This window comes from Paenibacillus sp. FSL R5-0928 (assembly GCF_037970385.1).
Taxonomy (GTDB): Bacteria; Bacillota; Bacilli; order Paenibacillales; family Paenibacillaceae; genus Paenibacillus_AQ; species Paenibacillus_AQ odorifer.
Genome location: NZ_CP150225.1, coordinates 5,473,489 through 5,496,729, shown reverse-complemented (window position 1 = coordinate 5,496,729; position 23,241 = coordinate 5,473,489). Strand labels below are relative to the sequence as shown.

The window sequence follows — 23,241 nt, the reverse complement described above, 5'->3', positions numbered from 1 at the left end:
TGACTTTCCTTTTGTAATATCAGATTGCACACTCTTTGCGAATGCGCCTTCTGATATTGTAAGAATAAACATCGCTGAATCTGGATGGTCAGATCCTGAGGTTTTATCGTATAATGGTTTGTTTGACAGGTAATAAGGAATTTGAGTATGTATGCACGGAGGTGAAAGCAGTGGCAGATAAACGCGATTATTATGAAGTGCTTGGCCTAAGTAGAGATGCTTCAGACGATGAGGTGAAAAAAGCGTACCGGAAATTGGCGCGCCAATATCACCCAGACGTGAATAAAGCAGATGACGCTGAAGCTAAGTTTAAGGAAGTAAAAGAAGCTTATGATGTTCTTAGTGATGGACAACAGCGAGCTAGATATGACCAATATGGCCATATTGACCCTAACCAAGGTATGGGCGGCTTCGGAGGCGGCGGTGGTGGCGACTTCGGAGGACTTGGTGATATCTTTGATATGTTCTTCGGAGGCGGCGGACGCCGTGATCCTAACGCACCGCAGCGCGGTGGGGATTTGCAGTATACCATGACCATTGAATTCAAGGAAGCGGTATTCGGCAAAGAAACCGATATTACTATTCCACGTACAGAAACTTGCGATACCTGCTACGGCTCCGGGGCTAAACCGGGCACTAAACCAGAGACTTGTTCCGTATGTCATGGTAGTGGACAACAGGAATTCGTACAGAATACACCGCTTGGACAGATGCGTAATCGTCGTCCTTGTTCACATTGCAGTGGTACAGGTAAGATTATTAAGGAAAAATGTACAACTTGCAGCGGACAGGGTAAAGTTAAAAAGCAACGCAAGATCCATGTGCGTATCCCTGCCGGTGTTGATGACGGTGCACAGCTGCGCATGACTGGCGAAGGTGAAGGCGGCTTACGCGGCGGTCCTGCTGGAGACTTGTATATTGTTATCCGTGTTAAATCGCATGATTTCTTCGTGCGTGAGAACGATGATATTATGTGCGAGGTTCCACTTACGTTTGCACAGGCAGCACTTGGTGATGAGATTGAAATTCCAACCTTAACCGAAAAAGTGAAGCTGAAGATTCCTGCCGGAACGCAAACAGGCACTTTCTTCCGCCTCAAAGGTAAAGGTGTTCCACGTCTGCGTGGATCTGGCCAAGGTGATCAGCATGTACGAGTAATTGTTGTGACACCTAGCAAGCTCAATGAAGAGCAAAAAGAATTGCTACGCCAGTTCGCTTCTCTGAACGGAGAAAACACACATGAACACGAACAGTCCTTCTTTGATCGTGTGAAACGTGCGTTTCGCGGGGACTGATATCCTAACTCATTCATTCAGTAAATGAATAGAAAAAAGACAGCAGAGCAGCGGTCCTCCCGTTATTGGGGGATCGCTGCTCTGTGTTTTTGTTTAGCATGAGATTATAGCAGGGCCAGTTAACTGACCCCATGCAATTCTTTGGTTGAGCTGTAATGCTGGAACCTGGGGAATTTTGCGAGCTTGGCTAACTCGGAAAACCCGGAAAAGCCTGGCAGCTCGTGGTGAACTCGGCAAGCCCGGCAAGCCCGGTAAACCCCGCCGAACCTCTGAACCCGAATCCCGTCCGCGAACCCTGAACTGCGAACCGCGAACCCTGAACTGCGAACCGCGAACCGCGAACCCCGAACCGCGAACCCCGAACCGCGAACCGCGAACCGCGAACCCCGAACCGCGAACCCCGAACCCCGAACCGCGAACCGCGAACCGCGAACCGCGAACCGCGAACCCCGAACCCCGAACCGCGAACCGCGAACCGCGAACCGCGAACCCCGAACCCCGAACCCCGAACCCCGAACCCCGAACCCCGAACCCCGAACCCCGAACCCCGAACCCTGTAACCTTGAAACCCCCGACTGGTCTCCAGCTTTTTTAAACACACTATCTGTTTTGAATTATCTACGTGGGCATGGTAAATGTCGCATAATCCAGCATTTAAGTGCAACTGCGTCCGATAGCGCCGAGAATAATCATCTGAGTGGATAGGACCCAAAAGATGCTGGAGGCATACGGACCCAGTTGACGCTATTTGCAAATTTTTCTCCTTTTGAGCGAAGTTTCGGACTCCAGTGCAGCTGTTGCCTAGAAAAGTGCTCATATTTGGTGTTTTTCGTGCTAATAGCGACATGGGGTCCGTTGGCATGGCAAATGTCGCATAATCCAGCATTTAAGTGCAACTGTGTCCGATAGCGCTGAGAATAATCATCTGAGTGGATAGGACCCAAAAGATGCTGGAGGCATACGGACCCAGTTGACGCTATTTGCAAATTTATCGCCTTTTGAGCGAAGTTTCGGACTCGAGTGCAGCTATTGCCCAGAAAAGTGCTCATATTTGGTGCTTTTCGTGCTAAAAGTGACTATGGGGTCCGTTGGCATGGCAAATATCGCATAATTCAGCGTTTAAGTGCAATTGAGTCCGATAGCGTTGAGTGTAATCATCTGAATGGATAGGACCCAGAAGACGCTGGAGGCTTGCGGACTCAGCTGACGCTATTTGCACATTTTTCTCCTTTTGAGCGAAGTTTCGGATTCCAGTGCATCTATTGCCCAGAAAAGCGCTCATATTTGGTGTTTTTCGTGCTAATAGCGACTATGGGGTCCGTTGGTATGGCAAATGTCGCATAATTCAGCGTTTAAGTGCAACTGTGTCCGATAGCGCTGAGAATAATCATCTGAGTGGATAGGACCCAGAAGACGCTGGAGGCATACGGACCCAGTTGGCGCTATTTGCACATTTTTCTCCTTTTGAGCGAAGTTTCGGACTCCAGTGCAGCTATTGCCCAGAAAAGCGCTTATATTTGGTGTTTTTCGTGCTAATAGCGACTATGGGATCCGTTGGCATGGCAAATGTCGCATAATCCAGCATTTAAGTGCAACTGTGTCCGATAGTTGCCTCGTATGCGCCGCAGATGTGACCTAAAGCGAGAAAGCCCCAGCAGCCATCTGGCTGCTGGGGCTTTCTTTGAGAGTTCAACTAGATACTGTTTAAGAACGTAGGTCCTCGAACACGCGGCTCAGAATCGTTGCTGCCTGTGCCCGAGTCAGAGTACCTTGTGGATTGAAGTTGTCCGCGCCAACGCCCTTGAGATAACCTTTGTTTACCGCATAGGCTACGGCGTTACGTGCTTCTGCAGCGATGTTGTCGGCATCCTTAAAGCTCAAAGGAGTCTTAGCTACCGTAAGATCAGCACCTAGAGCTTCAGCAATGATAAGAGCTGCTTCTTCGCGAGTCAGCAAATCACGTGAACCACTTTGTTTGATACGAGTATTCCAAGTGTCACCTTTTCCAAGTAGACGGTCGAAGAGCGTTAGTAGCTCCGCTTGATTTAAGGTGTCAGTAGGCTTGAAGCTGCCATCGGTTCCTTTGCCGGCAATGATGCCATGAGCAGCAAGAACTTCGATATCGCCTTTAGCCCAGTGAGTGCCGATATCCTTGAAGCTTACATTACGGAATGCAACGCTATAAGAGCCGTCGCCAGTAACTGTAAACTGTAGAATACCTTCTTTAGAGAAAGATCCAGGTTGCAGATAGGACCATTTATGATCCTTTGTTTCTGCATAGGCGGCAGTTTTTCGAGCATCACGTAGACTGCTGTCTTTTAGATTAAGCTGAAGGGTAATCGGCTTTCCGGTTGTCCAACCATTTTTAATGGTCAGAATGGAAGAACCAATATTGATCGCAGCTGAGCTTCCTGATAACACTGCTGCATCACTAGCATCAGCCAGACTTATCGTAAGCAACAAACCACTGCTGCTAATGAAATCCGGAAGGGTTGCCGCTGGAATAAGAACATTGAACCCACTACCGTTAAGGCTGAGTGCATTCTCCGATTTCTTCAACTGTTCGGCTTGCGCCGGGGTAAGAGTAATAACGACTTGGCTATACTTATTGAAATTCACATCGCTAAGATCAAGTACAGAAGTCTTATCTTTTGCATTCTGGATCGAATTTGTTAATGCAGCATCTAAGATGTTAAACACCGTTGAAGGTTTACCACCAGCTGGATCGGCTGTCTCTACTAGCTTCCCGGATTTCAAAGAAGGTCCAGGAGTGGGAGTGCTGGTTGCTGTAGATACATAGGTCTCAGAAGATGGAGAAGACGTAGGTGATGGTGTCGGTGTTGGCGTTTCTGTTGGATCTGGCGTTGCTGATGGTGTCGGTGTTGCTGATGGCGTTGGTGTTGGCGTTGGCGTTGGTGTCGGCGTTGGCGTTGGTGTCGGTTTTTCAGGTGTGCTTACAGTTACACTTACTGTTCTCAAACCAGATGGGATAGTTGATGTTGTGGCATCATTCCAAATCTGGACATCATATAGCTCAAAGGAATAATCTCCTGCTGTTGCTGGTTCGAAGGTTATTTGGGCTAGTGAGCCGGAGCCGTGATAAGCACCTCCTGACAGATTGACACTATATTGTGTCAGTTTGTGGCCGTCTCCAAGGTCATACGTTTGTGAATATTCTGTAAGTGGAACACTAGAGAAATGCTCCTCTTGATACGTAACCAGCTGTACGCTTGGCTGGATTACCGGTGATTCAAGGGAATCATCGTATATGACACCGAATGAAGCCCCATAGACGCCATAAACCTCGTCTGTCACGGAATAATCTAAATCAACGGTCACAGATTGTCCTACTTCAATGGTGGATGCAGAAAGAGCCGGAGTTACTGTGAAAGTACCGTCCCCTGTGCTATAAAGCAGCCGCTGAACGTAATCATCGTCGTCTGCACCATTCCCCACTTTATCGACCACATGGACTTTGTACTCATTTAGCCCCTCGTTAACAGGAACATCAATGGTAAAGGCACCGTTATTTGCAATCACACCGCCAAATTTATAAGCATTCCCATCATAATGTTTGCCTTCGGCATATACGGTAAACCAGTTTCCAATAGGGTTTGTATTAGAAATATAATAGGCCATTAAGTCATCATCAATAAAACCACTAATTTGTGCCACGCCAGGATCGGTTGGCGCTTCGCGTTCATACTCCTCAATGGTGATGCCGGAAACTAGCGGCTTCTCGGTATCAATTGTGAATTCGGCCTTTTGTTTCTCGAGCAGTTGCCCATTGGGAAGCACAGGAATGATGTAGTAGTGACCATCTGCTAAAGTAGACTTGGCGGAGGTCTCCAGGTCTGTTAATGTTCCATCCCAATTTGGAACTTCGTATACGCCACGATAGATCTTCTCATCGATTGCATAAACTTCACCTAAAACTGTTGCAGGAGCATCTTTTGAAGAGGCAACGAAACTTATGCCTTCCAGCTCTTCATTGACAGAAAAGGTAAAGGTGGTGTCATCTGAGCGTCCATCCCCATTAGGTGAAATTTGTGGACTTTCAAAAGAGAGCTGATTAATAGGTGCTACATTAAATTGGTCGCCTACAACAATGTTAAATGGCAGACGAAGGGTTTCTGTATCAGAGGTAAGTAACAGGATACCTTCATATGCGCCCTCTTTTGCTGTTTTAGATACATTGAGTGTAAATTGTGCATATTGATCTACCCCTGAAGTAACGCTGTGTGGTGCAAAATCAATACTAATATCACTAGGCACTTCTGTCAGCCATTTGGTGGACAGGGTGTATGTTTCTCCATTCCCTTTAAAGTCCTCTACATAGACAGCTTTCGTTACGGTAACACCCTTTGGCTGTAAGCCGAAGGATAAGGAACCTGTGTAATAAGGGATTTCAACAGTACCCGGAAGACCGCTGTTAAGGATCTCACCGACTTTAGCAATGGATTTAGCGTTTATCGACTTCTCCAGATTAATTAAACCTGCACCTTGTTGGTACAAGGAGTAAGAATTCCCATCACGTTTAAAAATAGGATCAGCATTGTTCATCAGCAGGGCTTTAATTTCATTTGGCTTCAGATCAGAGTTTTTACTCAGTAACAAAGCCACAGCTCCTACAACATGTGGAGTTGCCATGCTAGTACCATTTTTTAAGCCGAAAGCTTGGTCATAGTTCCCATCCCAGCTAGGGATCGTCGAGTTGATATTGACTCCGGGCGCTACAACATCAGGTTTTATTAGATAATCGGGCATCCCCGGACCCATAGAACTGAAGTTTGCTAACTGATTTACTTCAAGCGCTATATAGTAACTGATTATATCTTTAGCCGCAGCCATCTGAGTTTTTATTTTTTTGCCATCGGCTTGACTGATTCCGTAGGTAGGAATGTAATCCCCAGGCGCACCAAGGGTGGGGCTGATTTCACCAGGCTCATTATTGGCAATCAGCAAAAGCTTCGCACCAGCAGCTTTGGCATTAAGAGATTTGTCTGAGAAGCTCAGCGAGCCCCGATCGACAAGCACTACCTTATCTTTGACATCCAGATTTTTGTAATCGGAAGGACTTCCAAGACCAGCGAAAACGATCTTACTGCCAGCAATATTATCGATTAAATCTGGGGAGTAACTGGCTAATGTCCCGGGAATCTTTTTAACATCGCCAATATCAAAGAAAGGGGTATTTATCGGAGTAGTAGAAGCTCCAACACTAAGCGCGAGTTGGGCACCAGCGGGTTCGCCCAGTGTTCCTGCATCCGGTCCAGCGTTACCGGCGGCAACAATAACATTCACGCCCGATTTTACGGTATTGTCTATCGCGATTGAACTCGCGGAATAGCTTTGGTTGACACTAGAGCCTAGAGAAAGGTTAATAACATCTGCTCCGTCATCGACCGCTTTCTCAATACCCGCAATTACATCCGCTGTGGAACCAGATCCATAGGGACCAAGTACGCGATACGCATACAATTCTACCTCAGGTGCCACATCTAAAATTGTCCCGGCAACGTGTGTACCATGCGAGGTTTCGTAAGGAGTGCCTGCTCTTGGAGGGAAGTTAGCATCAGGGGCTGTTTCAGCCGGATCATCATCCTGATCATATACATCATAGCCGCCCTTATAATTATCTTTTAACAAAGGGTGATTCTTATCAATACCAGTATCGACAACCGCTACCTGTACATCTTTGCCTGTGTAACCTAAATCATGTAGTTTGTCCGCGCCTATTAGCTTGCCGCTGTCTGAATAGGAACGTGTAACAGGTAATGTCGCTACTTCAACACTGTCTGCTAACGCATGTACTTCTTCATTCGGATAAATAGCGGCAACGCCTGGAAGCTCTAACAGCTTGTTTACTTGATTGGCTGGCAGCGTAATGGAATACCCATTAAAAATCTCACTGTATTCAAAACCGATATTTGCATCGATTTTCTGTGTTGAGGAAATAAAGCTTTTATGCTCTGAGATAATTTTACTGCGTTGTGAGGAGACTGAGGATCGTAAAGAATAAGTTTTTGCCTCATTTACATACACACTGACTGGTTTATTAGTCAATTCCACAATCACTGAAACTGGTGCTGAACCTTTGAGTACTCCAGCATAGTTATGAGGGGTCACACTTTGAGACTGTACATCCGTAACCAGGGTTGAAGATTCAAGGGATGAGTTCGCAAATGCAGCTGATGGAAAAAGAACAGACACAGCCAGACCGAAGCTTGCCGCTCCAATAGCAAATCTTTGAATAGAGTGTTTAAAGGTACGTTTCAAATAAGTTCATCCTCCCAAATGAATTTTTTGTATTACAATGTGTCTGTGGTTCTCCTCCTCCATATAAAATGTAAAAAATTATGAAAATTAAATTTATTCTACAGCTATAACTTCAAATCGAATATACAACTTTAGTACCATATTGCAGCGAAGCGTTGAGGAAAATGTCGAATACCCAGTAGATAAGTGGAATATAAGAAAATCAGAGCATAAAACAAGTGAAATTAAGACAATATAAATGAATGCAACAGATGTCTGAATTTCAAGCGAGAGCGGGGATAAGATGTCGGAAAGATATATTTTGGCATATTTTAAAAGTCCAGAGGAAGCCGAAGGCGTCGCGCGCAAGCTTCGTGCACTTCGGGCCATTGAAGTTTCCATTGATCGCTTCAGTAGATATGGAGGTACCAGCTTTAGCTCAGGGGTAAATCCGGTGACAGGCAATGTGGCCAGAATGGACTCCATGACTGCTGAGCACGCACACACAGGCATACTTGCAGCTGCGGACACCAGCTCTAGCGGAATGAGTCATGGTGGTAACGGAGGTCCAACGGGGAGAGATATTTTGCTTACGGTTATTGTGCATACGGAGTCCTACGATCAGGCTCTGCGCTTAATTGAAGAAGCAGGCGGGATGGTCTGATCGGCACTTCATTAATAAGAAGAAAGGAGACGAACAATGGATAGAGAAAACTCACAAATCTTCTCCAAGACGGAGAAATTGAAAATGTTATATGAAGCTAAAGCGGAGGATGTAGAATTCTCGGCGGCGGAAGCCGATCTTGATGATATTGAAGCTCAGGATCGCGCACAAGAAGCGGACAAACGTCAGCTGAATGAGATTATGAAGAAAGAATAGCAGCTAAAAAAGCTAAGGCGGATACCTCACTTTGTGGGGTATTTTTGTGTTTGGGCATGTATAATTAGGGCGAAGAGCTTAAGTGTGGGGGGAGAAGATGGATAACGTTATTTTGTGGACAGGATTAGCCTTATTGATCGCACTATTAACCTATTTGAACCAGAAGCAGTTGTACTCTCCAAAAGTAAAACGGGCCTATCGTGAGTTGCGGGAGCTGACAGAGAAGGTTCGTATGGAGCGCTCTGAGGCGAGCGATTTGTATCGATGGGAAGCAGAATTAACCGAACTAGAGAATCATCCGAACGAACTGAATAAATTGGATGCCGAAATTAGGTTTCATCACGCATTTTTGTTATATCTTGAACGTCACTACCCTTCAGACCCAAGGATTATTGGTTTGAAGCAAGCTGACGCATATCAGAAGGATATGGTTTTGGGGATTAAAATAAAAGATTATAAATCCAATTAATAAGATACTTTTGACTGTACGTACAATGGGAGAAGGAATATATTCGCACAGGTCGCAGACAACTGCTGCATGAAGCGAAGGTAGACGTAGCTTGAACACAAATCGCAAGCGCTTTATCACGAATTAGCAGAAACGCTTGAACTGAGCGATAGTCCTGTGGCGCAGCAGGTATGCCATGATATTAAGGAATTGCTGACACCTGAACGATTACGCGAACTATTACATACCGTTCATGGAGTACCACAGTAGAAGAACTGGGTGTGAAGGACGAGTTACTGCGCCGCAGCCTAGCTGGAGTGCATTTGATTTGGATGAACTGCGAAATTTTGCTGCGTGCTCGTAATGAGGGAACGACTGAAGTAGTGGTAAAATAAAGTTGCTTTGTGGTTGGAATCTGAAAATTGAAATTAGTAATGGGATTGAGAATGATAGAATTTGAAAATGAAATTGAGAGTTGAACCCTAGCTGATATTTGCAGCTGGGTTTTTTTGTTATGAGATCAGAAAAATGAACTAAATTAGGGCAAGCTTTTAGCTTATAAGTAAGGCTACCGCTAAGAAGAATTTGGGCGTCTCATAGTCGACGTAGCTGTAGATGCATTTCTGTTGGAATTGGATATAATTTTCGGCATGATTGAGGTTGGAAAATGAATAATTAGGGAAAACCTCCCACTATTTTTCTCTAAATGCTCGAAAAAATGAGTTTTTAGGGAAAACCTCCCTGAAAAACGCTCGAAAAGATAGAAAAAGCCTGATTTCATGAGTTTTTGGGGAGTATTTCCCTAAAAGATAGATCAACCTTCGAATCTTGCACATCATTAGGGAAATTTTCCCTAATTATCATTATTTTCAATTATATTAACGTCTGCAGATGTTATAAATATTTTAAGTAAAATAGCTAATATCACACTACAAATTAAGGATGTATAATTGTTCGAATATACTAACTACGACCAATCAAGTATTGAATTTTTTCAGGGGGAATTAGAATGGGGCTGGTACACTCTCAAGGAGTTACTGATGAGCTTGTTGTTAGATCTTTAGAAAGAAATTTAGCCATTATCCGGTTTGACCTTGATCGCCGAGTTGCTTATGTGAATGAGGTTTTTGCAAATTCCATGGGATATAAAAAAGATGAAATGTACGGAATGCATCATAAAGAGTTCTGTTTTCCACATTTCGCAGATAGCCCAGGTTACGAACGGTTTTGGCAGGATCTTTTTACAGGGAAGAGTTTTCAGGATAAGATCGAACGAATGGATTCGAAAGGAAATGCGGTTTGGCTTGAAGCCACCTACATGCCAGTGTTTGATGAAAGCAATGAACAAGTCATCGGAGTATCTAAAATAGCAACTAATATCACCCAAAGACAAAGCAACATGAGTAATGTTGTACTACGGATGCAAGAGATGGCAGACAGCTTGAATCAAAGAGCAGATTTAGGTATTGAGCGCAGTCAAGAATTATTACGAAGCATCAACAAAATCGCCGAAGTATCGATAGAAAATACACATACTCTAGCTAATCTTGAAAAGCAAGCTGTATCGATTCATAGCATCGTGCAAACGATTCGCGATATTGCTTCGCAAACGCAATTATTAGCCCTAAATGCTGCTATTGAGGCAGCGCATGCCGGGGAGTATGGCCGAGGTTTTGACGTGGTGGCAAAAGAAGTAAGAAAGTTATCTTCCATGGTACAAGATTCGATCATAAAGGTACGGGATAGTGTGGATGCGATCACGCTGGAAATTGGAAAGATCTCTATAGGTACAAATCAAGTGCAAGAAAATATAGAAGATAGTCAGCAGCAGGTTCTGGTGGCGTTGGAGGATTTTTCGAAGATTGCTTCATCTGCACAAAATCTCGACACACAAGCGCGTGAAGTTATGGATATTCTCTAGCAGCAGTATGTATGTTGATAGATTGAATATCAGCAAAAAAGGGTCGGTCTCCTACTTGCGAGAGATAGACCCTTTTAATTGTTGGTATTATCCGATTTTGTTAACAATCAAGGTAGGAATCATATATCTATGATTTATGATGACTCCGTTAACTCCGGTGTTACCAGAAGCACCAGTCGTGCCAGTGACTCCAGTAACTCCCGTGTCCCCAATCGCCCCATCAGAGCCAGTCCCACCTTTAGCCCCATCACCCCAGTAGCGCCTGTCGCGCCAGTTGCCCCATCATACCCAAGTAATTCTGCTGTAACTAATCGATGCGGGGCTACTAATCTTTCTGCACTGTCTTTACCCCAAAATGAGAGTTGAATTGGATGATCTGGCAAACTAGCAGTTGTGAAAAAAAATTCGAAAGTATCAAAATCCGCAAAATAATTTTTAGTTATTACCTGATTTGGCATCACATCTAGCAGATCGCATACATATTGAATTCTTTCTTCATTCATGTAGTAGCCTTCAATCAGAACTGTAGAAGCAATCTGCCCGCTACCATTAGCGAATTTGACCGTGACCTGTTGTGTAAGTCTTGTGTTGTTTTCTGAGTTAACATTGTTTTCTATCGGACCAGTAGTTAAAAGAGTCATTGTCCTTCCTCTATTTGCTTCATTTAGATTATTAAGCCTGTTTGATTTTCTCTATGTCTTTGAGAGTAGCGATAGTTTATGCTCAGAAAAACGAACCTTTTCCAAGGATTGGTTGTCATATAGATATCTCAGTCAAGAAAGGAGGGCGCAAGATTTGGAGAGTAACCGGGAGTTATTTGAAACCTACAATAAAGATGTATACCGAACTTGCTACTATATGGTGCATGACGCGGCGGATGCAGAGGATTTGACTCAGGATGTCTTTATTACAGTATTTCGCAGCAATCGTGAGCACGTGGAGCATATCAAGGCTTGGATTATGAAAATAACGGTCAACCATTGCCTCAATCATTTGAAACGAAAACGGACATTACAACAGAAGATTACGGACAACCTTCATTTCTTTAATAAAACGGCAGAAACAGCTGTGGAGCAGCAGATTGAGCAGCGTGAGACGGAGGTCGAGTGGGCGCAATATATGAGCCAGGTCCCTATCAAACTTAGGATGGTGCTCACACTTAGGTATATGCATGATTTCAGTCTGGCTGAAATTTCGGATCTGCTGTCCATTCCACTTGGAACGACCAAATCTAGGCTGCATAAAGGACTAACGGTAATGAGGAGAATCCTGCAGGAGGCGGGGGTTCAAATTGAACTAAAGGAGGGCGAAGCTTTTGAAAAAGTTAGAAAATATGCTGGAGCATCGTTTAAATGAAGATAAAGGCGTGCCTTATCCAGATTTTGAACGCATGTGGGGACGTTTAGAGCAAGAAAACAGTACAATGACTCCCCTACAACTTCGTATGGCCAATGGTAGCGGGAACAGAGGGAGAAACTGGAGTAAAATAGCTGTGGTTGCTTCATTTTCAGTACTTATTGCAGCGGCACCCGTATATGCGGCAGTGCATTATGATTGGGATAATTTGCTCCATGGGAGAGGAGGCGTTCAAGCAGCGCTGGCCCAAAATCTCGGACAACAACTGAACCAGTCGGTGACACAGGATGGAGTAACTCTGAAGCTACATACAGCGATTGTGGATGAGAATCGGACGGTTATCTTATTCACTTTGGATGTAGGAAAACGCTTGGAAAATGAAAATTGGAATGTTAAAGGAATGACTTTGAAGGGCGCAGATGGGGCGAATGGTCCCAGTGAGTTCAGTTATGTGTTATGGGATGAGAAAAATCAACATTACAACGGATATTTCGAGAGTGATTGGACACCGAAAAAGGATACTGTGAATGTGCAATTAGTTGCAGATAATCTGCAAGCCTTTAGCACACAGGAGTTAGATTTACCGCTGGATATCCAATCGCAGGAGACACAAAAGTTTCCTATTGGACAGGAAGGCATGCGCAGCATAGAGGTGAAACCTTTTACCCAAGGACAAGAAAAAATATTATTCTCTTCAGCGATCATTTTTGATCAGCCAGAAACAAAAGAATGGGCCTTTCCAAATATTGTTGCATACAAAAACGGAACGCTCATAAATTCGCTGGCTGGAGGTACTTTCGGTACACCGGGAGAAAACGGGGAATATACGTCCCAGCAATATTTTAAGGCGGCTGATATTTCCAGCGGAGAAGTGAATTACAAGCTGCAGTACATGAAACAAGAGAAAAAGGTTGAGGGGCCACTAGCTTTTGATCTTCAATTAAGCAAAAAGCAGATGGAGAGCGGAACCATAAATACTTCATTGAATCTGCCGCTAGAAGAGGGCGAACCTAATTACACGCTGGAGAAAATGGTAGTGACGCCTACTCAAATTCGAATCGCTATTAGAAGTAAAGAGAAAGGCACCAATTTCCCGTATCAAAAGTCTACTCTTGAAGTAGCAGGCAAGACGCTGGAGGGCAATTTCTGGAGATCTCCAGAAGGTGAGCCGGAATTAACAGTGCTTCGTTTTGAGCGGCCAGTTGACCTTGAAATCACAGAAGAGACGCCAATTACCTTTGTTGCTAAATACAAGGTAACTCAGCACGGCAGCTATAAAATTAACAAGGACGAAAAAACACCACTTCTGTTGACGAATATATCTGATAAGAAACAGACGCTTATCCAGCAGCTTAGCGGTTATCCGGTAAAATGGACGTACTATATGCAGGGTGCCGATCTTTATGTAGAGACTGAAAGTGAAGATGCTCGCTTCGGTGGAATTAACCAGACCCATATCGGACTGGGGAAAGAGCGTATTTTAGGTAAACCTCTGACCGTTAATTTCACTGGGGATGGAAACAATAAGGCCATTGATGTTTACAAGGGTTTCAAAGGTACAGAAGCTTCTATTTATATATTCTTCTATACGACTGACGATCCGGATAAAGAAACAAGAGTGCAGCTGCGGCCATAGAAAATTTTTTTTTAGGGAGGAACCTTGTGTTCTTCCCTTTTTTTCGTTTAAAGTGAGTAGATGCTGAGTGGACTCAGCGAGGATTAGCGTAAAGGAGAGAAAAGGATGGAAATCACTCGCTGTGCTTGGGTTAATGAGGATCCTTTATATATCGCATACCATGATGAAGAGTGGGGTAAACCTCTGTATGATGACCGGAAGCTGTTTGAATTACTTATGCTCGAAGGCATGCAGGCAGGATTAAGCTGGTACACCGTCTTAAAAAAGCGGGCACATTACAGAGAGGTATTTGATGGATTTGATCCGGAAAAGATTGTGCATTATGATGAGCCGAAAATTGCTGAGCTGATGAACGATCCCGGGATTATTAGAAATCGCTTAAAGATTGATTCTATCATTCGTAATGCAAGCGTATATTTGCAAATTAGTGCGGAAACAGGCAGCTTTGCAGATTATCTCTGGAGTTTTGTGGGGGGTGCACCTTCGATTAACCATTGGAAGACACGTGCGGATGTCCCTGCTTCGACGGCTCAGTCTGACGCAATGAGTAAAGCATTAAAAAAGCGAGGCATGAAGTTTGTCGGCTCTACCATATGTTATGCTTTTATGCAGGCATCGGGGATGGTAGATGATCATTCGCTCGATTGCTTTTGCAGGAGTAGCACGGGCATGGCAGAGCGTTGATCTGTAGTTTGGCGTTACCCCAAGAAGAAATGTTATACTATGAAGCGAATGCTCACAAAACTAAGTCTATGCTTACGAAGCCAGTTTTGCACGAAGTCAATCAATGAAGCTAACGCTCACAAAACTTTAGGAGGATCACATAAAGATGTTATGGCATGAAGTGACGATACATACAACAGAAGATGCACAAGAAATGATTTCGAATTTTTTATATGAAGCAGGAGCGGGTGGGGTTTCTATTGAAGAATCCGGAACACTCAGTAAAGAGCGGAATACGCGTTACGGTGAATTATACGACCAACCCTTGAATGATATCCCAGAAGGGGAAGCGGTAATCAAAGGTTATTATGCCGATTCCACGGATATGGATGCTGTTATAGAAGAACTGACTCCACGGGTAGCAGAATTGCGTGAGTACGGTATTGATCCGGGCAAATCGCTGATTTCTTGGAAAACCGTAGATGAAGACGAATGGGCGCATGCTTGGAAGCAATATTTTAAACCGCTCAGGGTATCGGAGCGTCTCACGATTAAACCAACTTGGGAGGAATATACGCCTGAGCGCCCAGATGAAGCAATCATTGAGCTGGACCCTGGTATGGCATTTGGTACAGGGACTCACCCTACAACAGCTTTGTGCCTGCGTGCGCTTGAAAAGAATATTAGCGGCGGCGAAGAAGTGATCGATGTCGGTACGGGTTCAGGAATATTGGCTGTAGGTGCGATGCTGCTTGGTGCGAAATCCGTGCTGGCGTTAGATTTGGACCCGGTAGCTGTTGAAAGTGCGCGCGAGAATGTAGCACTGAACAAACTTGAGAAGTTCATTACGGTAAAAGAAAGCGACCTGCTCTCCTTGCTAGGCGGTGAAGGCGTAGCTGACACAGCTGCTGGAGAAATGTGGCCATCCGCTAGACCGGGTCACACTCTTGAGGGAACACCTGGTGAGCAAGTAACAGAGGATAGTCTTGGCGTTACACTCCCAGTGAAGATTGTAGTTGCGAATATTTTGGCAGAAATCATCGTATTGTTTACGGATGACGTGTATCGTGCACTTCAGCCAGGAGGCTTGTATATTACCTCTGGTATTTACAAGGATAAAGAAGGACTTGTGGCTAACGCACTACAAGAGTCCGGCTTTGAGATTATGGAAGTATCCCGTGAAGAAGATTGGGTGGCATTTACAGCCGGAAAGAGGTAAAAATGGATATATTGCAAAGTATAATACGTGTAGATCTGGATCAGCTTCCTTTTCTGCTCATTACGATTTTAATTGCTTTTACAGTACATGAATTCAGTCATGCTTATTTCGCCAATAAGTTCGGTGACCCTACCGCTAGATTATTAGGACGCATGACGCTTAACCCTGCTGTACACTTCGATTTTTTTGGTATTTTACTGCTGCTGGTTGCTGGTTTCGGGTGGGCGCGTCCGGTTCCTGTAAACCGCGATAACTTTAGCCGCCCCCGTCTGATGGGAGTCATTGTGTCTGCTGCGGGCCCAATCAGTAACCTGTTACTAGGGATTATTGGTGCTTTAATATATGGGGTGCTTGCGGCAACTGGTGTATTAGAGTCGATCTCCAATGACCGCGTATTAGAGGCAGTGTATTTGTTCTTTGGCACCTTTATTCAATGGAACTTCTTTCTATTCTTATTCAATCTGATTCCATTGCCTCCGCTGGATGGCTACCGGATTGTGGAGGATATTGCCCCTCGCTCTATTCGGGGCAAATTACAGCAATTTGAGCAATGGGCTGTATTTATCTTTTTATTAATTCTGTTTATTCCAGGGTTACGAACCTATACCATTGATCCTCTTGGCCACTGGGCTAGTGAAATGTCGAGAACATTTGTGCAGCTATTCCTAAGAATGTTTGGCAGCTAAGGTAGGGACTGAAGTCTGGTCAACCCTGCTTAAACATTGTATTATGTAATTTGTTGAAAAATAGGATAGTTAAATTTCGCCTGATCCATAGTTATATTTCTCTAAGAAACGGGTGACGTCTTAATTAAGGCGTCTTTACCGTTTCTTCTTACTGAATTCATGAACAGGATGATGAAGAGATGCAGCGATATTTTGTTACACCGGAGCAGTTTGGTACGGATAACGTTAGAATTGACGGAGAAGATGCAAGGCATATTGCCAAAGTGATGCGCGGTAAGGCTGGGGACAAGCTTATTGTCAGCGATGGCGTCTCCCGTGAAGCGTTAGTGGAGATTGCTCAGATCGAAATTGGGGAAGTGACAGTGAATATCTTGGAAACCCTGGAGATGACGCATGAACCGCGGATAAAAATCACAGTGGCTCAGAGCTTACCCAAGGCTGATAAGATGGAAATTATCATTCAAAAGTGTACAGAAATTGGAGCCGTTGGTTTTATTCCTTTTCTGTCGGAGCGCACGATTGTACAGTACGATGAACGCAAGGAAAGTAAGCGGCTGGACCGCTGGCGTAAAATTTGTAAAGAAGCTGCCGAGCAGGCACACCGGAACATCGTTCCGGCTGTAGGCTCACCGTTATCCTGGAAGCAGCTGCTCCAGACTTTTAGTGAGTATGATGCAATTTATTTTTGTTATGAAAAAGAAGAAGGCTTGCAGCTTCGCAGCAGTGTTGCCCCTTGGTTATCCTCGCTTTCACCGCAGGCTGGTGGGAAGGTATTGATTGTGGTAGGTCCTGAAGGGGGCTTTACACCAGAGGAATGCCAAAAGGCAGAAGAAGCTGGTGCGGTTTCCGTAGGACTAGGACGGCGTATTCTGCGCTGTGAGACAGCGGGCATGGTTGCCGCTGCTTGTATTTTATATGAATCTGGAGAAATGGGAGGAGCTTAAGAGATGCCATCCGTAGCATTTTATACTTTAGGTTGTAAAGTGAATTTTTATGACACCGAAGCCATCTGGCAGCTATTCAAAAATGAAGGTTACGAGCAGGTCGATTTCGAGGGACCTGCCGATGTATATCTGATTAATACTTGTACTGTAACTAATACAGGTGACAAAAAAAGCCGTCAAATGATTCGTCGTGCCGTTCGCCGCAATCCGGAGGCTATCGTGGCGGTTACTGGCTGCTATGCACAGACCTCTCCTGGTGAGATTCTTGATATTCCTGGTGTCGATCTTGTTATTGGTAACCAGGACCGCGATCAGATCATGACGCATGTGAAGAACATTGAAGCCTCACGTCAGCCGGTCAACGCTGTTCGTAATATTATGAAGACACGTGAATTCGAAGAGATGGATGTACCTGGCTTTGCGGATCGGACGCGTGCTTTTATGAAGATTCAGGATGGCTGCAACAACTTCTGCACATTCTGCATCATTCCATGGTCACGTGGACTTTCCCGCAGCCGTGATCCCAAAAGCATCGTAACCCAGGCGCATCAATTAGTAGAAGCAGGGTATAAAGAATTTGTTCTCACGGGTATTCATACCGGTGGTTACGGTGATGATCTTGATAATTACCGTCTAGCCGATTTGCTGTGGGATCTAGATAAGGTGGATGGACTGGAGCGGGTACGTATCAGTTCTATCGAAGCCAGCCAGATCGATGAGAAGCTGCTGGAGGTGCTGAACCGTTCCTCTAAAATGTGCCGTCATCTGCATATCCCGCTGCAAGCCGGACATAATGATGTGCTGAAAGCAATGCGCCGTAAATATACGACAGAAGAATATTACGCCAAAATGCAGCTGATCCGTCAGGCGATGCCAGATGTCGGGATTACTACGGATGTTATCGTTGGATTCCCGGGGGAGACCGATGAAATGTTCCGTGCCGGCTACGACTTCATGAAAGCTATTAATTACTCCGAGATGCACGTATTCCCTTACTCCAAGCGGACGGGCACTCCAGCAGCGCGGATGGAGAATCAGATCGACGAAGAAATCAAAAATGTACGCGTGCAGGAACTGATTGATCTTTCAGAAGAAATGCAAATAGCCTATGCTCGCAAATTTGTAGGTCAGACATTAAGTGTTATTCCGGAAAGAGCCGCAAAAGGGGCTCCGGGGCGCAATATCCAGCATGGATTTAGCGACAACTATTTGCAGGTGTTCTTCGATGGTGAAGATTCACTCCAAGGAGAACTTTGTCAGGTGAAGATAACGGAAGCTGGCGTGAACGAATGCCGCGGTGAGTTGATCGGGGTTAGTCAGACTGGGCTTCAGCAGGCTGTTCGTTAAGCAATAAATATCCGTTAAATAGATATTAGTAAAAAGACAACAGAGCAGCCATTTTTCCGTTAATGGGGAAGGGCTGCTCTGTTTTTTAGTTGCTGCTGCCTAGACCACCAATTCATAACAATCTCCTGATGCTTTCGGACCCAGATGGCGTTATTTGCAATTTTTTTGCCTTTTATGCTTAGTTTCGGACTCCAGTGCAGCTATTCCTCAGAAAGTGGTTCATAATAGGTGTTTTTCATGGCAATAGCGACTATGGGGTCCGTTAGTGTTCCAAAAGTGGGATAAAGCTGTGAATAAGGTCAACTGGGTCCGATAGCGACTTCATACGCGTAGAAGTGGATCAAAAAAACATCCGTAGGATCATGATTGAAACAATCCCCGCCAGTACAGTGCCTAGCAAGCTCCGGGTTTTTATCGCAACCAAAAAAGTAGGCAATGCCGCAAAAAGCTCAATGTTATTAGCTAAAGACGAAAATTTTCCATCATTCAAAAATATCTCCTGACCTATTAATGCCGCCATAACAGAGATAGGAACATAATTTAACCAGCGCATTCCCCATTCTGGCAATTCAAACCGGCTAAGGATCATAAGCGGAACCACCCTGGGAATAAAGGTCACAAAAGCTGCTCCTAGAATGATCAGAAATACATCCCATCTCACTTCCATTTTTCAAACACCATCCCTATCGTTGACGCAATAACTGTAGCGATAATCACTCCAACACTACTGGAGAATAGGAAAGAGCTTCCTACTGCTATGATTACGGCAAGGATTGCGACAACCAAATCTAGTTTGATTTTATTACGGTCAATCATGGAAATTACAAGAATACCAATAAACATCGCAGGTAAGGCAAACTGCAAACCGAATTGATCAGGGTCTGAGATCCACTGGGCTAAAAAAGCTCCCGCTACATTCGCAAGAAACCAATTTAAATATGCTGTGAGATTTAGACCGTGCATCCATTTTTCACTGATTTGCTGCTTATTCAAAGCTTGATTGATGGCAACTCCAAAGGTCTCATCAGTCAATAAAGAACCAACCAGCATATTTCTCAGTGGGGAAAGATGGCGGAAATAAGGAGAAAGAGCTGCACTAAGCAAAATATGGCGAAGATTCACGATAAATATCGTAATGATAATGGCCGCAGGCGAGCTGCTAACGGCTATCATTCCAGCAGCTATAAACTGAGCTGAGCCCGCGTAAAGAATCAAGCTGATTAAGGCAATCTCAGCAATGCTGAGTCCGGCTGTCTTTTGAACAACGCCTGCTGCAAGTCCGATGCTTAAGTAGCCTAGTAGTGTGGGAATACAATCTTTTACCCCTTTAAGGAAGCTATCTTCCTGTTTAGGAGACGGGATTGCTTCTAGTTGGACGTTCTCTGCACTCATCGTAGCCCCCTTGTTTCAAGAAAGAATTTAGTAGTTAGCATATTACTTCCTAATATTTTGATCAACCTTTACCGTATTATCTAGTCTGAAAGTCCCGAATTTCGCTTTATAGAGCCAGGGGGTAAACACTTAGGGTACAATTGTCGATATAAGTAAAAGAGTGTGGGGATAAACCACCGAACGACATTATAGCCTAAGGGAGAGAACAAATGACTGTGTACAGGAAAATGACGAAAATGCTCCTCATCATGATATTGTTAGCTACTGCGGTTTTTCCGGTAAGTGTCTTTGCAGCGACCGGCGATATCAACTCGATTGAATTCGAAAGCTCAGCTAAAGTAGAGCTTACGGTTGGACAAACGCCAAAGCAACTTAAGGTATATGCGAATGTGGAAGGGTCCTCATCTAAAAGAGATGTGACAGGTGCAGTGGTATGGAATTCTTCTAACACAAACGCTGTAAAGGTAGTAAATGGCCTGCTGACTCCGATAGACAGTGGAAAAGCTATTATTACAGCGACTTATAATCATGCACTTGCTACCATTGAAGTTGAGGTAGCACATCCTGTTAAAGAACTGAAGCTCGAATATAGTTCTGAAGGGAACTACAAATTGGGTGATGATGAGGATAAACTGCTGGTCAAAGCCAATGCGATTGGTGGAGAAACAGCGACTTCTGCTAAGGATGTAACGGCTGATACTACTTGGAGCAGCTCCAACACAAGCGTATTGACCATTGCAGAAGGTAAGATCACTTTGGCTGGTGAAGGTACAGCAACGATCACTGCCAAATACAAGACCTTAACAGCAACCTTTAAGGCTGTAGTGAAATTGCCTTATTCTGAAATTGAGCTTAAACATGACGACAAAATCGTTAAAGAACTAGAGATGCTAGTTGGAGATGCACCTTTGAAATTGGTTGCAGAGACTAAAGAAACTACAAAATCCAGCGCAAATGATATTTCAGCGAAAGCGGAATGGTCCTCTTCTAGTGCTAGTGTAGCTACAGTAGACAAAGGCGAGATCAAAGTGTTGTCTGCTGGTAAAGCTGTAATTACAGTATCCTATCTGGGGATTACACAAACTGTAGACGTATATGTACGTGCTCCTTATGAAGCGCTACTACTTACTCCTACAGGAGATCAATTCCTGTTTATGGGTGAAACCCTGAACGTTAAGGCTGAGGTTCGCGATGCTGCGAATTCTACTCCGAATATTTCAGGCAGCGCAGTATGGACTTCAGATAACCAATTGGCGGCAACCGTTACGCCTGGTAGCGATACCGCGGCAGTGACTGCTAAAGCAGTGGGAACTTCGGTTATTAAAGCAGAGTACAGAGGAATTAATAAAAGCTTTAAGCTGACAGTTTATCCTACGATTACAGAACTGGAAGCCGACAAGACGGAACTGGAGCTTTACACAGATGACACCGTAAGCCTTCCAAAAGTAAACGGTACAAAGCTTGACGGAACAAAGCTAGATCTTAGCAGTGATATCGAGTGGACCTCTGCGGATGATGAGATTGCCACCATTAAAGACGGTAAAATTGTAGCTGAATCGGCAGGTATTGTGAAGGTTATCGGTAAAATAAAATCAGAAAACCCAACGACTTCAAAAACAGCTGTAAGAGAAAAAAGTGTTGAAGTAAAGGTTACAGTGAAAGATAAAGTCCTTGTCTTGCTTGGACCAGAAGAAAATCTGGTGATTGTTACTGGTGAAGAGAAGGCTGTTCCTGAAGTGAAAGCTGTGATGGAAAACGGCAGTGAACTTGATGCTACTGGAACTATGGAATGGGAGCTTACCGGTACGAATGCAATTATCAAGACAACAACTTCCGGTAAGGTAATCAAAGGACTGGTGAAGGGTTCTGCTACTTTAAAGGGAACTTACGCCAATAAAACCATCAGTATCCCAGTTACCATTGAACAAAAGGTTACTAAGCTTGTTGTAGAACCTACTGCTATCGAAATGAACATTAAAGGCTCTAAAGCGATAAAGGTAACGGCTTATTATTCTAATGGTAAGACAGGAAATGTCTCCAGCAGTATGAATTGGCAGTCCTCGAATGAGGCGGTTGCTACGGTTAAAGCTACATCCGTTAAAGCAGTAACAGAAGGTACTGCTACGCTGACAGGATCTTACCAAGGGATTGCTGCTAGTGTCAAAATTACTGTAGTTCCTAAACTGACAAAGCTAACCGTTAATGAAAGCAGACTGAAAATGGCTCCGGGAGCCGTTCAGAATGTAGTCGTGACTGCACAGTATGATACTGGTAAGACTGCTGTTGTTACTGGAAGTGCGGTATGGACCAGCTCCAAGCCTTCTGTAGCGAGAGTATCTGCTAGCGGTCAGATTGTAGCTGTGAGTAAAGGAACGACATCCATTAAAGGAAAGCTAGGCGGCAAGACAGTTACGGTATCAGTGACAGTGAAGTAATAGAAAATAGGATCTGAATAATCAACTATGAATCTGCAAAGCCAACATTATGTTGCTTTGCAGATTTTTTTATTTGGATTCTATAGTAATTCCGACTATTCCGATGTATAATCACATAAAACATAATAGATGCGTTGGGGGAGATGAGAACATGGCAAAACAAAAGGTGTTGTCGATCAAGACGATTGTAGCGATTGGTATTGGTTCTGCTTTATTCGTTATATTGGGGAGATTCGGCTCGATTCCTTCGGGTATTCCAAACACTAACATCGAGACTACATACGCATTACTGGCATTGTTCTCCCTATTGTACGGTCCGTTTGCCGGATTATTTATAGGCCTGATCGGGCATACCCTGAAGGATACGATATCTTATGGATCGCCATGGTTCAGTTGGGTCATATCATCTGGCATTGTAGGGCTGGTTATTGGCTTGTTAGTAGCTAGAATCGCTATTCATGACGGGGAATTCGGACGAAAGGAAATAATACGCTTTAATCTGGCTCAGATTGCAGCGAATGCTGTAGCATGGTTCCTTGTAGCCCCGGTGTTGGATATTCTGATCTATGCAGAACCCGTAAATAAAGTATTTACGCAAGGACTGACCGCAGGTGCATTAAATATAGCTTCGGTGGCAGTGATCGGATCTTTACTAGCCATTGCGTATGCTAAGACAAGAACGAAACAGGGCAGCTTAACTAGAGAAGCTTGAGTGGAATACAAATCCAAGCTAAAAAAGCCGGTGGAAATCACCGGCTTTT

Annotated in this window: 18 protein-coding genes; 14 read left to right on the top strand and 4 right to left on the bottom strand. The window is 44.3% G+C overall.

Annotation, left to right across the window (positions count from 1 at the left end; translation table 11 throughout):
• Positions 1-170: 170 nt before the first annotated feature.
• Positions 171-1,295 (top strand): molecular chaperone DnaJ, encoded by a 1,125-nt coding sequence (dnaJ, locus tag MKZ16_RS24830; RefSeq protein ID WP_038572930.1) that lies wholly within the window; start codon positions 171-173, stop codon positions 1,293-1,295.
• Positions 1,296-2,999: 1,704 nt separating this feature from the next.
• On the opposite strand, the gene MKZ16_RS24825 is transcribed toward dnaJ, so the two are convergent.
• Positions 3,000-7,574: a S8 family serine peptidase gene (locus MKZ16_RS24825; RefSeq protein ID WP_076103746.1), complete on the bottom strand. Its 4,575-nt coding sequence runs from the start codon at positions 7,572-7,574 to the stop codon at positions 3,000-3,002.
• Positions 7,575-7,857: 283 nt separating this feature from the next.
• Here MKZ16_RS24825 and MKZ16_RS24820 point away from each other — a divergent pair, with 283 nt between their 5' ends.
• The 4 genes from MKZ16_RS24820 to MKZ16_RS24805 all read left to right on the top strand — a co-directional run bounded on the left by MKZ16_RS24820 (position 7,858) and on the right by MKZ16_RS24805 (position 10,802).
• The gene (locus tag MKZ16_RS24820; RefSeq protein WP_036683926.1) at positions 7,858-8,217 is read left to right on the top strand and encodes a hypothetical protein; all 360 of its coding nucleotides are present in this window, start codon (positions 7,858-7,860) and stop codon (positions 8,215-8,217) included.
• Between the two features lie 36 nt (positions 8,218-8,253).
• Positions 8,254-8,433 carry a YfhD family protein gene (locus MKZ16_RS24815; RefSeq protein WP_036683923.1) on the top strand — a complete coding sequence of 60 codons (180 nt, stop codon included), beginning with the start codon at positions 8,254-8,256 and terminating at the stop codon, positions 8,431-8,433.
• A gap of 97 nt (positions 8,434-8,530) precedes the next feature.
• Positions 8,531-8,902, top strand: a complete 372-nt coding sequence (locus tag MKZ16_RS24810; protein ID WP_036683921.1) for a hypothetical protein — start codon at positions 8,531-8,533, stop codon at positions 8,900-8,902.
• A gap of 988 nt (positions 8,903-9,890) precedes the next feature.
• Positions 9,891-10,802, top strand: coding sequence for a methyl-accepting chemotaxis protein (locus MKZ16_RS24805; protein ID WP_036683918.1), 912 nt, complete (start codon positions 9,891-9,893; stop codon positions 10,800-10,802).
• A 134-nt stretch (positions 10,803-10,936) separates the two neighbouring features.
• Here the strand turns inward: MKZ16_RS24805 and MKZ16_RS24800 are convergent, their stop codons facing one another.
• Positions 10,937-11,443, bottom strand: a complete 507-nt coding sequence (locus MKZ16_RS24800) for a hypothetical protein (protein WP_076103747.1) — start codon at positions 11,441-11,443, stop codon at positions 10,937-10,939.
• A 154-nt stretch (positions 11,444-11,597) separates the two neighbouring features.
• On the opposite strand from MKZ16_RS24800, the gene MKZ16_RS24795 reads away from it, so the two are divergent.
• The 7 genes from MKZ16_RS24795 (at position 11,598) to mtaB (ending at position 18,653) form a co-directional block, all read left to right on the top strand.
• Positions 11,598-12,158, top strand: a complete 561-nt coding sequence (locus MKZ16_RS24795) for an RNA polymerase sigma factor (RefSeq protein WP_036683913.1) — start codon at positions 11,598-11,600, stop codon at positions 12,156-12,158.
• A complete protein-coding gene (locus MKZ16_RS24790) occupies positions 12,118-13,794 on the top strand; it encodes a DUF4179 domain-containing protein (protein ID WP_143758975.1) in 1,677 nt (558 codons plus the stop codon). The genes MKZ16_RS24795 and MKZ16_RS24790 overlap by 41 nt, the downstream gene beginning before the upstream one ends.
• Positions 13,795-13,899: 105 nt before the next feature.
• Entirely contained in the window at positions 13,900-14,478 is a 579-nt protein-coding gene (locus tag MKZ16_RS24785) for a DNA-3-methyladenine glycosylase I (RefSeq protein ID WP_076103749.1), read from the top strand.
• Between the two features lie 145 nt (positions 14,479-14,623).
• Positions 14,624-15,676 carry a 50S ribosomal protein L11 methyltransferase gene (gene prmA, locus MKZ16_RS24780; protein WP_076103750.1) on the top strand — a complete coding sequence of 351 codons (1,053 nt, stop codon included), beginning with the start codon at positions 14,624-14,626 and terminating at the stop codon, positions 15,674-15,676.
• A gap of 2 nt (positions 15,677-15,678) precedes the next feature.
• Positions 15,679-16,362 carry a site-2 protease family protein gene (locus MKZ16_RS24775; protein ID WP_036683904.1) on the top strand — a complete coding sequence of 228 codons (684 nt, stop codon included), beginning with the start codon at positions 15,679-15,681 and terminating at the stop codon, positions 16,360-16,362.
• Between the two features lie 179 nt (positions 16,363-16,541).
• Positions 16,542-17,306 carry an RsmE family RNA methyltransferase gene (locus MKZ16_RS24770; protein WP_076103752.1) on the top strand — a complete coding sequence of 255 codons (765 nt, stop codon included), beginning with the start codon at positions 16,542-16,544 and terminating at the stop codon, positions 17,304-17,306.
• 3 nt (positions 17,307-17,309) lie between these two features.
• Positions 17,310-18,653: a tRNA (N(6)-L-threonylcarbamoyladenosine(37)-C(2))-methylthiotransferase MtaB gene (gene mtaB, locus MKZ16_RS24765; RefSeq protein ID WP_038572916.1), complete on the top strand. Its 1,344-nt coding sequence runs from the start codon at positions 17,310-17,312 to the stop codon at positions 18,651-18,653.
• 340 nt (positions 18,654-18,993) lie between these two features.
• Here the strand turns inward: mtaB and MKZ16_RS24760 are convergent, their stop codons facing one another.
• Together MKZ16_RS24760 and MKZ16_RS24755 are read right to left on the bottom strand one after the other, a co-directional pair.
• A complete protein-coding gene (locus MKZ16_RS24760) occupies positions 18,994-19,320 on the bottom strand; it encodes an AzlD domain-containing protein (protein WP_036683900.1) in 327 nt (108 codons plus the stop codon).
• Positions 19,311-20,045: an AzlC family ABC transporter permease gene (locus MKZ16_RS24755; protein WP_036683898.1), complete on the bottom strand. Its 735-nt coding sequence runs from the start codon at positions 20,043-20,045 to the stop codon at positions 19,311-19,313. Before MKZ16_RS24755 ends, MKZ16_RS24760 begins: the two co-directional genes overlap by 10 nt.
• Before the next feature lie 227 nt (positions 20,046-20,272).
• Here MKZ16_RS24755 and MKZ16_RS24750 point away from each other — a divergent pair, with 227 nt between their 5' ends.
• The gene (locus MKZ16_RS24750; RefSeq protein ID WP_249267745.1) at positions 20,273-22,480 is read left to right on the top strand and encodes a hypothetical protein; all 2,208 of its coding nucleotides are present in this window, start codon (positions 20,273-20,275) and stop codon (positions 22,478-22,480) included.
• A 151-nt stretch (positions 22,481-22,631) separates the two neighbouring features.
• Positions 22,632-23,192, top strand: coding sequence for an ECF-type riboflavin transporter substrate-binding protein (locus tag MKZ16_RS24745; RefSeq protein WP_036683889.1), 561 nt, complete (start codon positions 22,632-22,634; stop codon positions 23,190-23,192).
• The last annotated feature ends 49 nt before the right edge of the window (positions 23,193-23,241 follow it).

Bases quoted from the DNA above. Each gene is read 5' to 3' on its own strand.
- MKZ16_RS24820 (WP_036683926.1), top strand. From the start codon at position 7,858: ATGTCGGAAAGATATATTTTGGCATATTTTAAAAGTCCAGAGGAAGCC.
- MKZ16_RS24815 (WP_036683923.1), top strand. From the start codon at position 8,254: ATGGATAGAGAAAACTCACAAATCTTCTCCAAGACGGAGAAATTGAAA.
- MKZ16_RS24810 (WP_036683921.1), top strand. From the start codon at position 8,531: ATGGATAACGTTATTTTGTGGACAGGATTAGCCTTATTGATCGCACTA.
- MKZ16_RS24805 (WP_036683918.1), top strand. From the start codon at position 9,891: ATGGGGCTGGTACACTCTCAAGGAGTTACTGATGAGCTTGTTGTTAGA.
- MKZ16_RS24800 (WP_076103747.1), bottom strand. From the start codon at position 11,443: ATGACTCTTTTAACTACTGGTCCGATAGAAAACAATGTTAACTCAGAA.
- MKZ16_RS24785 (WP_076103749.1), top strand. From the start codon at position 13,900: ATGGAAATCACTCGCTGTGCTTGGGTTAATGAGGATCCTTTATATATC.
- prmA (WP_076103750.1), top strand. From the start codon at position 14,624: ATGTTATGGCATGAAGTGACGATACATACAACAGAAGATGCACAAGAA.
- MKZ16_RS24775 (WP_036683904.1), top strand. From the start codon at position 15,679: ATGGATATATTGCAAAGTATAATACGTGTAGATCTGGATCAGCTTCCT.
- MKZ16_RS24770 (WP_076103752.1), top strand. From the start codon at position 16,542: ATGCAGCGATATTTTGTTACACCGGAGCAGTTTGGTACGGATAACGTT.
- mtaB (WP_038572916.1), top strand. From the start codon at position 17,310: ATGCCATCCGTAGCATTTTATACTTTAGGTTGTAAAGTGAATTTTTAT.
- MKZ16_RS24760 (WP_036683900.1), bottom strand. From the start codon at position 19,320: ATGGAAGTGAGATGGGATGTATTTCTGATCATTCTAGGAGCAGCTTTT.
- MKZ16_RS24755 (WP_036683898.1), bottom strand. From the start codon at position 20,045: ATGAGTGCAGAGAACGTCCAACTAGAAGCAATCCCGTCTCCTAAACAG.
- MKZ16_RS24750 (WP_249267745.1), top strand. From the start codon at position 20,273: ATGACGAAAATGCTCCTCATCATGATATTGTTAGCTACTGCGGTTTTT.
- MKZ16_RS24745 (WP_036683889.1), top strand. From the start codon at position 22,632: ATGGCAAAACAAAAGGTGTTGTCGATCAAGACGATTGTAGCGATTGGT.